At 68.3% G+C, this 13554-nt stretch carries 9 protein-coding genes; 6 read left to right on the forward strand and 3 right to left on the reverse strand.

From position 1 onward, the window contains the following. Positions 1–60 precede the first annotated feature (60 nt). Positions 61–981 carry a neutral zinc metallopeptidase gene (locus OHA40_RS17190; RefSeq protein WP_330227957.1) on the forward strand — a complete coding sequence of 307 codons (921 nt, stop codon included), beginning with the start codon at positions 61–63 and terminating at the stop codon, positions 979–981. 33 nt (positions 982–1014) lie between these two features. Here the strand turns inward: OHA40_RS17190 and OHA40_RS17195 are convergent, their stop codons facing one another. The 3 genes from OHA40_RS17195 to OHA40_RS17205 form a co-directional block, all read right to left on the reverse strand. Then, the gene (locus OHA40_RS17195) at positions 1015–1722 is read right to left on the reverse strand and encodes a TetR/AcrR family transcriptional regulator (RefSeq protein WP_330227958.1); all 708 of its coding nucleotides are present in this window, start codon (positions 1720–1722) and stop codon (positions 1015–1017) included. Further along, the gene (locus tag OHA40_RS17200; RefSeq protein WP_330227959.1) at positions 1719–3911 is read right to left on the reverse strand and encodes an MMPL family transporter; all 2193 of its coding nucleotides are present in this window, start codon (positions 3909–3911) and stop codon (positions 1719–1721) included. The genes OHA40_RS17195 and OHA40_RS17200 overlap by 4 nt, the downstream gene beginning before the upstream one ends. A gap of 133 nt (positions 3912–4044) precedes the next feature. After that, positions 4045–4866, reverse strand: coding sequence for a hypothetical protein (locus OHA40_RS17205; protein ID WP_330227960.1), 822 nt, complete (start codon positions 4864–4866; stop codon positions 4045–4047). A gap of 443 nt (positions 4867–5309) precedes the next feature. Here OHA40_RS17205 and OHA40_RS17210 point away from each other — a divergent pair, with 443 nt between their 5' ends. The 5 genes from OHA40_RS17210 (at position 5310) to OHA40_RS17230 (ending at position 13551) form a co-directional block, all read left to right on the forward strand. Next, entirely contained in the window at positions 5310–7985 is a 2676-nt protein-coding gene (locus OHA40_RS17210; RefSeq protein ID WP_330227961.1) for a DNA polymerase III subunit gamma and tau, read from the forward strand. A gap of 292 nt (positions 7986–8277) precedes the next feature. Continuing rightward, positions 8278–9492: an acetyl-CoA C-acetyltransferase gene (locus OHA40_RS17215; RefSeq protein WP_330227962.1), complete on the forward strand. Its 1215-nt coding sequence runs from the start codon at positions 8278–8280 to the stop codon at positions 9490–9492. A gap of 114 nt (positions 9493–9606) precedes the next feature. Then, positions 9607–11757 carry a 3-hydroxyacyl-CoA dehydrogenase NAD-binding domain-containing protein gene (locus OHA40_RS17220; protein WP_330227963.1) on the forward strand — a complete coding sequence of 717 codons (2151 nt, stop codon included), beginning with the start codon at positions 9607–9609 and terminating at the stop codon, positions 11755–11757. Between the two features lie 114 nt (positions 11758–11871). Then, on the forward strand, positions 11872–12969 hold the full coding sequence (locus OHA40_RS17225) for an esterase-like activity of phytase family protein (RefSeq protein WP_330227964.1): 1098 nt from the start codon (positions 11872–11874) through the stop codon (positions 12967–12969). Positions 12970–13302: 333 nt separating this feature from the next. Then, a complete protein-coding gene (locus OHA40_RS17230; RefSeq protein ID WP_330227965.1) occupies positions 13303–13551 on the forward strand; it encodes a hypothetical protein in 249 nt (82 codons plus the stop codon). Positions 13552–13554: the final 3 nt, after the last annotated feature.

The raw sequence follows: 13554 nt of genomic DNA on the forward strand, positions 1-13554 counted from the left end.
TATGGACCCCCGCCCACCTTCGGTACGCCGCCGGGTTACCGGCCGCCGGTTCCGCCCCCGATGCCTTATGGCCCGCCTGGTCGTCCGCCCTATCCACCGCCGCGCAAACGCGGTGGTGGCGGCTGGGTGGTGCTGCTGGTGGTGGTCGTTTTCCTGGTCACGGCAGGACTGGTTCGCAATGCGATCTCCGTCGGCCGCGACGCCAGTGACGCGTCCGGCCCGCAGCCCACCTTGACCTTCGGCCCCGAGCCGGATGGCTCGTCCGGCCCCTCGGAGACCGGCAACAATCCGCTGTTGACCGACCCGAGCGCGACGCTGCTCGCGGCGCGATGCGACTACTCCCCATGGGGAACTCAGGTGGACGCCGCGCGCAAGTTCTTCGAAAGCGCCGCGTCGTGCTTGGAGGATGCGTGGAAACCGGTGCTGCGCAAGGCGAATCTGCCGTTTCAGCCGCCCGCGCTGAACATCAGCGCGACCACGTCCGGGATCACCACGCCGTGCACCGGCTCGACGAGCAATTTCGCCGCGTTCTACTGCCCGGCGAACAAGACCATCTACATGCCGATCAGCCAATTGCAGACCGACTACTTCAAGGACAACTGGGTGGTCTACCTGTCGGTTTTCGCACACGAGTACGGACATCACGTGCAGGCGATGTCCGGAATCCTGCGCAGGGCCAACAGTGAGCGGGCCGACGTGGGTCCGCGCAGCGCGAAGGGGCTGGAATTGTCACGCCGAGTCGAGTTGCAGGCCAACTGCTTCGACGGCATGTACCTCTCGTCCTCGTCGCGGGGCGGCGCCCTGACCGATCCCCAGCTCACCCTGGCCCGCAAGGATGCCTACGGCCGTGGCGACCAGGCAGGGGACATGCGCGACCACGGTTCGTCCGAGAACGGCGGGCAGTGGTTCGAGACGGGATTGGACAACAACCGTGCGGCTCAGTGCAATACGTTCACCGCGTCGGCGGGTTCGGTGAGCTGAGGCGATGAAGCACAAGTGGGCGTCGCGGCCGGACTACTGAGCCAGCCCCTTCGTCAGGGGCGCAGGACTGTTCTCGCGCAGCCGACCGATCCAGCCGGTGACCTCGTCGGGGGTCGGATCGCCGCCGATCAGATCGAGCACGGCGTGGCCGACACAGGCGGCGCTCATCACCCGGTCGGCGGTCGCCTCGGCCTCGCCCCAGGGCAGATAAGGCTTGGCGATCAGCAACGAAGCGATGCCGTGAGCGACCGCCCACATCTGGAGCACGACAGGCAGCGGGTCGCCCGCGACGATCGTGCCCTCGTCCATGCATTCGCGCACCGTCCCCGCGAAGAGTTGGAACGCGCCGCTGCTGAGCACCTGGTCGACCGCCCCTCGACTCGTCGTCGGCGCGGTGGCCAGCCGGTATTGCTCCGGATGTTGCAGAGCGAAGCGGATATAGGCCATGCCCTGGTCGCGCAGCCGGGTCATCGGAGAGGTACTCGGGTCGATCGCTGCGCGCAACGCGTCGGACAAATCCTCGAAGGCCTGGGCGACCACGGCCTCGATGAGCTCGTCCTTGTCCGCGAAGTGCCGATAGATGGACGGCGCGCTCACTCCGACCAGCTCGCTCACCGCCCGGATCGAGACGGCGTCGGCATGGCCGGTCCGGCTGAGCAGTTCGGCGGTGGCGCGCAGGATCTCCTCGCGCAGCTGAGCTCCCGAACCACGTGGCGATCGCGGACGTCGGCCGCCGATCATGCTCGCCCTGCGGTTTCCAGCGTGCGGGGCGGGGTGGCGTCCTCGCCTTCGGTCAGTCCGATCTTGGCGTGCAGCCGTGTCAACGGTTCGGGCGCCCACCAGTTCGCCTTGCCGAGCAGCCGCATGAGCGCGGGTGCGAGCAAGCCGCGGATGATCGTGGCGTCGACGAGCACGGTCAGCGTCAAGCCGAGGCCGAGCAACTGCATGAACGACACCTTGGAGGTCACCAGGGCGCCGAGCACGATCGCCATCAGCACGGCGGCCGCGGTGAAGATCCGGCCCGTGCGGGCCACGCCGACCGCGACCGCTCGGGTGTTGTCGTGCGTGGCCAGCCATTCCTCGCGCACCCGCGACAGCAGGAACACCTCGTAGTCCATCGACAGGCCGAAGGCCAGGCAGAACATCAGGATCGGCATGGTCGGCACCAGATAGCCGACCGGGGTGAAGCCGAGCAGCCCGGACAAGTGGCCCTCCTGGAACACCCACACCATCGCGCCGAACGCCGCGGCCAGCGAAAGCGTATTCAGCACAAGCGCTTTGATCGGCAGCACCACGCTTCCGGTGAACAGGAACAGCACGATGAACGTGGTCAGCGCGATCAGCGCCGCGGCGAGCGGCAGCCGGGCGGCCAGCGCCTGCAGCGAGTCGGCGTTGGCCGCCGCGGCGCCGCCGTAGAGCGCCGGGCCCGGCGCCTGGATCGCCCGGATCTCTTGTAGCTGCTGGTCGCCGGCGGGGGAGAAGGGGTCGAGTTTGGTCGCGATGCTCAGATATGTCCCGGTTTCGTTGGCCATGCCGGGTGGCGGCGGGGCGAAACGCGCCCCGGACACGTAGATCCCGGCGCTGGACAGCACCGCCGGGACGCCCTTTACTCGGGACAGTTCGGCGGCGTAAGTGCCGATGGCCGCGGTATCGCCGCGGTAGCCGTCCAGCACGATCGTGGTACTGGCGACCGGGTCGGCCTGCGGGAACTCGGTGCGCATCGCGTCGCCGACCTGACGACTGGTGGCGCTGGTCGGTAGCACCCGATCGTCGGGATAGCCGAACTTCACCGAGAGGAACGGGGAGCCGAGCGCGAGTAGCACCGCGATAATGACGATCGCGACCGGTGCCGCGTGCCGCATCACCCACCGGACCATTCGGTACCAGCCGGTGTCCTCCGGGGCCTGCGGGCCGGCGGCGGGCGCGCCGCGACGGAACAGGCGCCGCAGCGGAACCCGCAGATCGAGGGCATTCACTCGGGTGCCGAGCAACACGAGCGCGGCGGGCAGGGTCACGATCGAGGCAGCCGCCGCCGCGACGACGACCGCGACGCCCGCGTACGCGAACGACTTCAGGAAGTACAGGTCGAACACGCTCAGCACGGCCATCGAGAGAGCCACGGTCAGCGCGGAGAACAACACGGTCCGTCCCGCGGTCTGCACCGACCGGATGGTCGCCGCGGTGGGGTCGAGGCCGTTGCCGATCTCTTCCCGGAAACGGCTGACGATGAACAGGCTGTAGTCGATGGCGAGTGCGAGGCCCATCGCCGTCGTCATGTTCAGTGCATAGATCGAGACGTCGGTGAACAGCGTGAACAGCCGCAGGATCGCCAGCGTGGCCAGGATGGCGAACACGCCGATGGCCAGCGGCAGAGCGGCGGCGACCAGGCTGCCGAACACCAGGATCAGCACGAACATCGACAGCGGCACCGCGACCGCCTCGGCCAGCGCGAGATCTCGGGTGGTCTGCTCGGTCACGTCGCGGTAGATCGCCGCGATGCCGCCCTGGCGGACCGTGACGCCGTCGGAGGCTCCGGCGAACTGTTCCTCCAACTCGCCCGCGATCTGCTGAACCTGGGTTTCGTCGCCCTCGAGGTAGGCGACGACCAGGGCACTCTTGCCGTCGGTACTGCGCAACGCGCTCGCCAAGGGCGGCGGTGCGGTCCAGTAGGACTGGACGCCCTGCACATCGGAGCGTGATTTCAGCGCGTCCGCCAGTCCGGCGCCGGTCGCCTTGGTGGCCGGATCGTCGGCGCCCGCCTCCGAGCTGACCAGCAGGACGAAGTTGGGCGCCGCTCCGTCGAAGTTGTCGGCGATGAGTTCATCCACCCGGGCGGATTCGGCGTCGTCGGAGATGAAGCCGCCGGACTTCAAATGTGTGGCCGCGGTCGCGCCGAAAACGCCGAACAGCACGGCGACGGCGAAGGACATTGCGAGCACAACGCGGGGTGCTCGGGTTGCGAATCGGGCTATCCGGGTCAGCATCGCGGCTCCGCTCGATAGGTAACGGCGTTAGAGTAACGCTGTTAACCCACCGTGTCGAGCCCGCTCGACGAGCCCGAGATCAGCCGCGGGACTTGCGGATCGCTCGCAGCCCTCTGCGGCCGGGGATGGGTAGATCGTCGCGCATTTCCACCCACTCCGCGGTGGTCAACCAGAGTTGCTGGACGCGTGCGTCGGCGGTGTTGTGGAAGATCCGGCGGCCGCGGTCGTCGCGCAATTCCTGTGCGACCACCGACCAGCGCGGCGGGCGGCCATGCTCGTCCAGATAGTCGGCGAGGTAGGTCGCGATGGCGGTGCCGATGGTGTTCACCGGCCGCAGCGATACCCGATTGCCGTACTGGGCGGCGTAGAAGCGCCGTGCGGCGCACAACGATCGTGGGTTCGCATTGGAGGCGATCCAGCCGGCTCGCTGCGCACGCTCGATCAGCCAGAGATGCTTGACCGCCGAGGGTGCGATATTGCCGACGCGGGTGCGGATCAGCGTCATGATCTGCTCGCTGCACAGCACGTCACGGCGGGTGGGTCCGTATCCGTACGTGGTCCAGTGCGCGTCGGCGAGTTTGGCGAGCACCCGGCCGAAGTCGTCGATGCTGCGTTGCGCGCGGCGGCCGAGACGTTCGATGCGCTCGGCCTCGCGGCGCATCTCGTTCTGCGCCGTCAAGGTGCGGATCGCGGCCATCGTCGGCACCTGGCCGCGTTCGAGCAGTTCGAGGATGGCGGCGGAGGTGGCCGGGTCGGCCGCCGCGGTCACCGGCAGCGAGTCGCGCTTGATCGCGAAATCCTGCGGGCTGATCGCGCGGCTCAACAGAGTCACGGCAGAGTGATCGCCGGCGAAATCGGTACTGGACAGCCAGGCGGCGGCGATGTCGTCACACGACGGCACGGTGGAAGTTCCTCCGGTGGAAGTGTGGGAATTGGCGCTGGTCACCCCGTGGGCCGAGCTTGGTTCGGTTGTGCCCCGGTCGGGATGAGGGACCGGCCGGGGCCACCAACCTGATGAAGGTTTGGCTACCGAAGTTGCCGACAGCCACGTTAGCCAGCGGATTGCGTTGTGTCACTCATGGTGACGGTTTCGTTATCTCCGAAAAGTCGGCGTCAACCGGGGTATGCGTCCACATTTTTCCCGTTATTAGGAGTGATTCGGCGTCCGAGTTCCGAATTCGCCCGGAGGGCATGTGTGATTGCTAGATCATTGCCATCTCGGACGTCGGGGTTGGCGGCCGAAGAAGGCGATCGGCATGTTGTGACTTGGATCACATTTCAGCCCAGAGTCCGCCGCGCCGGGCGGGCATGTTGTTTGTCGGTCGCCGCCGGTAACCTCTGGCCGTGGCTCTGTACCGGAAGTACCGACCGGCAACGTTCGCTGAGGTGGTGGGTCAGGAGCACGTCACCGACCCGCTGAGTATCGCGCTCGACACCGGGCGGATCAGTCATGCCTACCTGTTCTCCGGTCCACGCGGCTGCGGCAAGACCTCCTCGGCGCGCATTCTCGCCAGATCGCTGAACTGCGTCCAGGGCCCCACCTCTACGCCGTGTGGCGTCTGCCCGTCCTGTGTGGCGCTCGGCCCGGGCGGTCCGGGCAACCTGGACGTGATCGAACTCGACGCCGCGAGCCACGGCGGTGTCGACGACACCCGTGAACTGCGTGATCGCGCCTTCTACGCGCCCGCCGAGTCCAGGTACCGGGTGTTCATCATCGACGAGGCGCACATGGTGACCACCGCGGGTTTCAACGCGCTGCTGAAGATCGTCGAGGAGCCGCCGGCCCATCTGATCTTCATCTTCGCGACCACCGAGCCGGACAAGGTGCTGCCAACCATCCGCTCGCGCACGCACCACTATCCGTTCCGCCTGCTGCCGCCCGCCACCATGCGCGGCCTGCTCGGCCGGATCTGCGAGCAGGAGCACGTGCCGGTCGACGAAGCGGTGTACCCCCTGGTGATTCGCGCGGGTGGCGGTTCTCCGCGCGACAGCCTGAGCGTGCTCGACCAGCTGCTGGCCGGTGCGGGCCCCGAGGGCGTCACCTACACCCGAGCCGTCTCGCTGCTCGGCGTCACCGACGTGGCGCTGATCGACGACGCCGTCGAGGCGCTGGCCGCCGACGATGGAGCCGCGCTGTTCGACACGATCGACCGGGTGATGGAGGCGGGCCACGACCCGCGTCGCTTCGCCGTCGACCTGCTCGACCGTTTCCGTGACCTGATCCTGCTGCGCGCGGTACCCGACGCCACCGAGCGCGGTCTGGTCACCGGTCCCGGCGACGTGCTCGACCGGATGCGCGATCAAGCCGAGCGACTCGGCTCGGCCACCCTGACCCGTTACGCCGAACTGCTGCACGAAGGGCTCGGCGAGATGCGCGGTGCCACGGCGCCACGACTGCTGCTCGAGGTCGTCTGCGCCCGCATGCTGCTGCCCTCGGTGTCCGACGCCGAATCCGCGACGCTGCAGCGTTTGGAGCGGCTGGAGCGGGGATTGGCGAGTGGCTCGTCGGCTGCCGCGCCTGCTTCGTCCTCGGCACCGGCCGCGGCGCCGTCCCAGCCCGCGCCCGCGGTTGCGTCGCCGTCGGACCCGCCGCGCCGCCGGGGTGCGGAGGCACTGGCCGCCATCCGTCGGGACAGTCGTGGGGGTGGTCGCTCCGATACAGGTTCGGAGCCCAGCTCGACGGGTGCCGCGGAAGCCGGTGGTGCGCCATCCGCTGGTATTCCGGCGCAGACCGGCGGTGCTGCGGAAGCCGGGGATGTCGTGCCTGCTGGGAGTACGGCGGCCGATACCGGCGGCGCCGCTCGCTCGGTGCCGGTAGGGGGTGCGACCGGTTCCACCGCGTCGGCGCCCAGTGGTGACGTACGTGCCGAGGACACGGCCTCCGCTCGCCCAGCGCCCGCCGGTGACGCGGCGGCTCCGAGGAGTGACGGGTCGCCCGGCGGTGCGGAATCCCGGGCGTCGACCACGGGCGCGGATAGTGCGGCGGACCGGATCCCGTCGGCGGCCGAACCGGGACCGACTGCCGTGTCCGATCGCGTGTCGGCCGTCCCAGCGGCAGGCGGGTCGAACCCGGCCGCAGAGCCGGATGTCCCGGGCGCTCCGCATGGCATGGAGGGCGATCCGACCAGTTCCGCGTCAGCCACGTCGGGTGGCAGGTCCGGATCAGGGCATGGCGCGCCTGCGCATGGCGCGAGGGAGGAGGTCCCCGCCGACTCGGATTCCGCACGCGGTGCCGAGACGGTCGATCCGGCGGCCACCGAAGGTGACTTGCTGCGCGAGGTGGAAGCTTCCTGGCCGGAAATACGGACCAAGGTGCGGGAGTTCGGCGCGGCGGTGCAGGCGATGCTCGCCGGCGCCTCGGTCGCGCGGGTCGAGGGCGACGTCATTGTGTTCGCGCATCAGCACGCGCCGCTGACGCAGCGGTTGTCCGATCCGCGGAATCTGGAGGCGGTCCGGTCGGCGGTGCGTGCGGTGCTCGGGCGCGATCATGAGGTGCGCTGGGAAGTCGGCGGCGCGCCGTCGCGACCCGCCACGCCCCGTTCCGGCGGATCGCCGAACCGCGCGCGCACCTCGGGCAACCAGACCGCGGGACGTGAATCCGGCAACGCGACCGGACGGGCTTCGGACGCGGGGGCGCAACCGCGGTTTTCGCGCCCGAGCCGGGCCAAGAACGCGGGCGCGGAGAAGCCGTCCAATGCGGGCCGTTCGCGCTCGGCAGGCGCGAACCCGCGTCCCTATCCCGCGGACGACGACATTCCGCCGCCCGACTTCCCCGACCTACCCGACGATCCCGGCCCGGCCGACTCTCCGTCCTACGACGCCGAGCCGAGCGGAAACGATGCCGTGACCAGCAAGGGCTGGCACAACGACGGAGTCGTCCCCGCCTCGACGCCGGAGGAGGAGCAGGAGATGATGGCCGCCGCGGCCGATCCGGTCGCCCCCGGCGACCGGCGCGACCCGGACGAGGTCGCTCTGGAATTGCTGAAGAGTGAGCTGGGTGCCACACGGTTGGATGGTTGACAACCACTGTTCCGACGACGTTAAGTTAACCGGAGTTCGCACACCCCGGTAGTATGAGCGGGTAGCCGTGAGCTTCGGGACGACGACGTTCTATGGTATGCCCAGGCGCACGGGCGACCGGAACGTGCGTCCGCTGTTGCGTACCTGGTTTTGTACAGCGTTAGGAACGGTCGGCCGCAGGGCCGGTCGGCGAGGTCAGCCGCAGCCACGCCGCAGACGCGGTGTCGCCGCACACCAGCGCTCGGACGGACGAAGGTCCGGCCGCCGCACCGTAAGGAAGGAACACTCCGATATGACCACAGAGGCCTACATTTACGAGGCCATCCGCACTCCGCGCGGCCGCGGCAAGAAGAACGGCTCGCTGCACTCGGTCAAGCCGATCGACCTGACTGTTGGTCTGATCAAGGAGCTGCGCGGCCGCTTCCCGAACCTCGACGAGGACCGGATCTCCGACCTGATCCTCGGCGTGGTCATGCCGGTCGGCGACCAGGGCGCCGACATCGCCCGCACCGCGGTCACCGCGGCCGGTCTGCCCGATACCGTCGGCGGCTTCCAGCTCAACCGCTTCTGCGCCTCCGGCCTCGAGGCCGTCAACCTGGCCGCCCAGAAGGTCCGCTCCGGATTCGACGACCTGGTCCTGGCCGGTGGTGTCGAGTCCATGTCGCGCGTGCCGATGGGTTCCGACGGTGGCGCCTGGGCGATGGACCCGGCCACCAACTACGACACCTACTTCGTCCCGCAGGGCGTGTCCGCCGACCTGATCGCCACCATCGAGGGCTTCACCCGCGACGACGTGGACGCCTACGCGGTGCGCTCGCAGGAACTGGCTGCCAAGGCCACCACCGGCGGCTACTTCGCCAAGTCGATCGTCCCGGTCAAGGACCAGAACGGCCTCGTCGTGCTGGACAGCGACGAGCACATGCGTCCCGGCACCACCGCCGCGGACCTGGGCAAGCTGCAGCCGTCGTTCGCCGTGATCGGTGAGATGGGCGGCTTCGACGCGGTGGCGCTGCAGAAGTTCTACTTCGTCGAGAAGATCAACCACGTGCACCACGGCGGCAACAGCTCCGGCATCGTCGACGGCGCCGCGATCGTGCTGATCGGTTCGGAGGAGGCGGGCAAGGCGTCCGGCCTCACCCCGCGTGCGCGCGTCGTCGCGACCGCCACCAGCGGCGCCGACTCCACCATCATGCTCACCGGTCCCACCCCGGCCGCCAAGAAGGTGCTGGCCAAGGCGGGTCTGACCCTCGACGACATCGACCTGGTCGAGATCAACGAGGCGTTCGCCTCCGTGGTGCTGAAGTTCCAGAAGGACCTGAACATCCCGGACGAGAAGCTGAACGTCAACGGTGGCGCGATCGCGATGGGCCACCCGCTGGGTGCGACCGGCGCGATGATCACCGGCACCATGGTCGACGAGCTGGAGCGCCGCAACGGCCGCTACGCGCTGGTCACCCTGTGCATCGGCGGCGGCATGGGCGTGGCCACCATCATCGAGCGGGTCTGATTCCCAACCGGCAGCTGAGAATTCACGCGGCGTGAGCGTCAGGCCCGGAGGAGGCAGCTTGCGTAACCACGCAGGCCCGCGAGCGCCGCAATTAGACACAGGAGACACAGAGCTGTGAGCGAAACCAACATGATCGGTTGGGAGCAGGATTCGGACGGCATCGTCGTGCTGACGATGGACGACCCGAACCAGGGCGCCAACACGATGAACGAGCTGTACAAGACGTCGATGAGCGCGACGGTCGATCGGCTGGAGGCGGAGAAGGACAGCATCACCGGTGTCGTCCTGACCTCCGCGAAGAAGACCTTCTTCGCCGGCGGCGACCTGAAGAACATGATGAAGGTCGGTCCGGACGATGCCCAGGTCCTGATGGACGAGCTCGGCGAGATGAAGGGCGCGCTGCGGCGCCTGGAGCAGCTGGGCAAGCCGGTCGTCGCGGCCATCAACGGCGCCGCGCTCGGCGGCGGCCTGGAGATCGCGCTGGCCACCCACCACCGCATCGCGGCGGACGTGCCGGGTTCGCAGATCGGCCTGCCGGAGGCCACCCTCGGCCTGCTGCCCGCGGGCGGCGGCGTCATCCGCACCGTGCGCATGCTCGGCCTGCAGAACGCGCTGATGCAGGTGCTGCTGCAGGGCCAGCGCAACAAGCCGGCCAAGGCCAAGGAGATCGGCCTGATCGACGAGCTCGTCGGTTCGGTCGAGGAGCTGATCCCGGCGGCCAAGGCGTGGATCAAGGCCAACCCCGAGGGCGGCGTCCAGCCGTGGGACAAGAAGGGCTTCAAGATCCCGGGCGGTACGCCGTCCTCGCCCGCGTTCGCGGCGAACCTGCCCGCCTTCCCGGCCAACCTGCGCAAGCAGATCAAGGGCGCGAACATGCCCGCGCCGCGTGCCATCATGTCGGCCGCGGTGGAGGGTTCCCAGGTCGACATCGACAACGCGTCGCTGATCGAGTCCCGCTACTTCGTGCACCTGCTCACCGGCCCGGTCGCGAAGAACATGATCCAGGCGTTCTTCTTCGACCTGCAGACGATCAACAACGGCGGTTCGCGTCCGAAGGACGTGCCGAAGCAGGAGATCAAGAAGATCGGCGTGCTCGGCGCGGGCATGATGGGCGCGGGCATCGCCTACGTCTCGGCCAAGGCGGGCTACGAGGTCGTGCTGAAGGACGTCTCGATCGAGGCGGCCGAGCGCGGCAAGAACTACTCCGAGAAGATCGAGGCCAAGGCGCTCTCCCGCGGCAAGACCACCGAGGAGAAGTCCAAGGCGCTGCTGGACCGGATCAAGCCGACCGCCGACGCGGCCGACTTCGCCGGTGTCGACTTCGTCGTCGAGGCCGTCTTCGAGAACACCGAGCTGAAGCACAAGGTGTTCCAGGAGATCGAGGACGTCGTCGCCCCCGACGCGCTGCTCGGCTCGAACACCTCCACCCTGCCGATCACCGGTCTCGCGGCCGGCGTGAAGCGCCAAGAGGACTTCATCGGTATCCACTTCTTCTCGCCGGTCGACAAGATGCCGCTGGTGGAGATCATCAAGGGTGAGAAGACCTCGGACGAGGCGCTGGCCCGGGTGTTCGACTACACACTCGCTATCCGCAAGACGCCGATCGTAGTCAACGACAGCCGCGGCTTCTTCACCTCGCGCGTGATCGGCACCTACGTCAACGAGGCGATCGCCATGCTCAAGGAGGGCGTCGAGCCCGCCACCATCGAGCAGGCCGGCCTGCAGGCGGGCTACCCGGCCGCGCCGCTGCAGCTGTCGGACGAGCTGAACATGAAGCTCATGCAGAAGATCGCCAAGGAGACCCAGGAGGCCGCCGAGTCGGGCGACACCACCATGGGCGGCAAGCGGCACCCGGCACAGGACGTCATCGACTACATGGTGTCCGAGGGTCGACCGGGCCGCCTGGAGAAGGCGGGCTTCTACGAGTACGACGAGAACGGCAAGCGCACCGGTCTGTGGCCGGGCCTGCGCGAGCACTTCGAGACCACGGCGGACTTCACCGTCCCGCTGCAGGATCTGATCGACCGCATGCTGTTCGCGGAGGCGATCGAGACCCAGAAGTGTTTCGACGAGGGCGTGCTGACCTCGACCGCCGACGCCAACATCGGCTCGATCTTCGGCATCGGCTTCCCGGCCTGGACCGGTGGTGTGCACCAGTACATCGTCGGTTACCCGGGTGGCCAGGAGGGCTTCGTGGCCCGCGCCGACTACCTCGCCAAGACCTACGGCGAGCGCTTCGAGGTCCCGGCCTCGCTGCGCAAGTAGTCTCCGCACCGACGGCAACGGCGAAGCCCGCCACCGTTTTTCACGGTGGCGGGCTTTCGCCGTTTTTCTGTGCCGTTCACCCTCGCGTACGTTCGAGCGGATAAGTTGCAAGCCATGCCGAGACGTAGCCACCGCATCCTGATCGCCAGTTGTGCCCTCGCGCTCGCGTCCGCGCCGGTCGCCGCCGCCGATCCTGCGGCGGGCGCGTCGGTGCGGCTGCTCGGCGAACAGGTGATCGCGCATGACCTGGACTTCGCGGGCACCACCGTAGGCGGGCTGTCCGGGATCGACTATCTGGCACGCACCGGCGAGTACGTGCTGATCAGCGACGACCGGTCGAACAAGGATCCGGCGCGGTACTACACCGCACGCATCGGGGTCGATGAGCGCGGGGTCGGTCCGGTGACCATCACCGGCACACGCCCGTTCTCGACCGCGACGGGCGCCGCCTACCCGCCGAATTCGGTGGATCCGGAGGAGATCCGGGTCGATCCGTGGACCGGCGACTACTACTGGACGCAGGAGGGTGAACGGCTCGGCGCCGTCCTCGCGGACCCGTCGGTGCGGATCGCGCACCCCGACGGCTCGTATGCGGGTGAGCTGCCGATCCCGGACGACGAGCGCATGCGCCCCGGCACGGGCCCGAGGCAGAACGAAGGGCTGGAAGGCGCGACGTTCGCCGCTGGAGGCGCGTTGTTCATGACCTCGACGGAGGGGCCGCTACTCCAGGACGGGCCTTCGGCGACCACGACCGGTGGCGCGATCGCGCGGATCACCGTCCAGGCGCGTTCCGGACCGCTGCTCGCCCAGTTCGCATATCCGATAGAGCCGGTCTTCGCTGAGTCGCGCCCCGAACCCGGCCGCGGTGGGAACGGGATCGCCTCCATCCTGGCCGCCGATCCGCTGGATCCGACGAAACTCCTTGTGCTGGAACGCTCCTTCGCCTTCGGTGTGGGCAACAAGATCCGCGTCTACGAGGCCGATCTGGCCGCCGCGACCAATATCCTCGACGCGCCGATCGGCGCCGCGCGTCCGGTGGCCAAGCGGCTGGTCGTCGACCTCGACCATGTCGGACTCTCCGCGATCGATAATGTCGAGGGCATGACCTGGGGCCCGCGCCTGCCCTCGGGCGAACGAACCCTGGTGCTGGTCAGCGACAACAATTTCGACGATGGTAAGCTCACCCAGGTCATCGCACTGGCCGTCGGTTAGTCGGCGCGGCATCGGTCGCGTCATCCGCCCGGCCGAGGATGGTCGGGGCGCCGAGGTCGGCGGTCGTGCCCGGGCTTGTCGAGGCAGCGCGACCGCACTCAGACGGGGCTCCACTTCTTATTGCTTCTTCAACAAAAGAATGGCGGGCACTGGACCGGTCGGCGGATTCTCGCTTGGGCTCCGATTGGTCGACCTCCACCTGGGTATGCGTGTCTACGGGCCGGACACGGCCGCGGTCAGGCGACACCGATGAACGGTGGGCGCGACGACTCGCGAGGAATTGTCCAGGGTTCAACCCAACTGCGGCCCGCAGAGGATTGCCGGCGAATCGCCGTGTTTCAGAACATCAAGCGGCAGAACGTGTTGGAAGGCATCTCCATCCTGTTCGCGCCGGACACCGAGCCCGTGGCCGGGCGTGGCGTAGCGCGAAACGCCCGGACCCGCGACACGCTCCCTCCTGTTCCGAAACATCTCCCGCGTGATCGCACACCGCGCTACGTTGGAGTATGCGCAGACATATCGGACATCGTGGTGTCCGGCTTCGGCGCGGAGTTGGCCGCCGGTGACGCCGATTCGATGTGAGAT

Origin of the sequence: Nocardia sp. NBC_00508 (genome assembly GCF_036346875.1) — a bacterium.
GTDB lineage: Bacteria > Actinomycetota > Actinomycetes > Mycobacteriales > Mycobacteriaceae > Nocardia.

Excerpts from the sequence above, each read along its gene's own strand:
- OHA40_RS17190 (WP_330227957.1), top strand. The coding sequence starts at position 61 with ATGCCTTATGGCCCGCCTGGTCGTCCGCCCTATCCACCGCCGCGCAAA.
- OHA40_RS17195 (WP_330227958.1), bottom strand. The coding sequence starts at position 1,722 with ATGATCGGCGGCCGACGTCCGCGATCGCCACGTGGTTCGGGAGCTCAG.
- OHA40_RS17200 (WP_330227959.1), bottom strand. The coding sequence starts at position 3,911 with ATGTCCTTCGCCGTCGCCGTGCTGTTCGGCGTTTTCGGCGCGACCGCG.
- OHA40_RS17215 (WP_330227962.1), top strand. The coding sequence starts at position 8,278 with ATGACCACAGAGGCCTACATTTACGAGGCCATCCGCACTCCGCGCGGC.
- OHA40_RS17225 (WP_330227964.1), top strand. The coding sequence starts at position 11,872 with ATGCCGAGACGTAGCCACCGCATCCTGATCGCCAGTTGTGCCCTCGCG.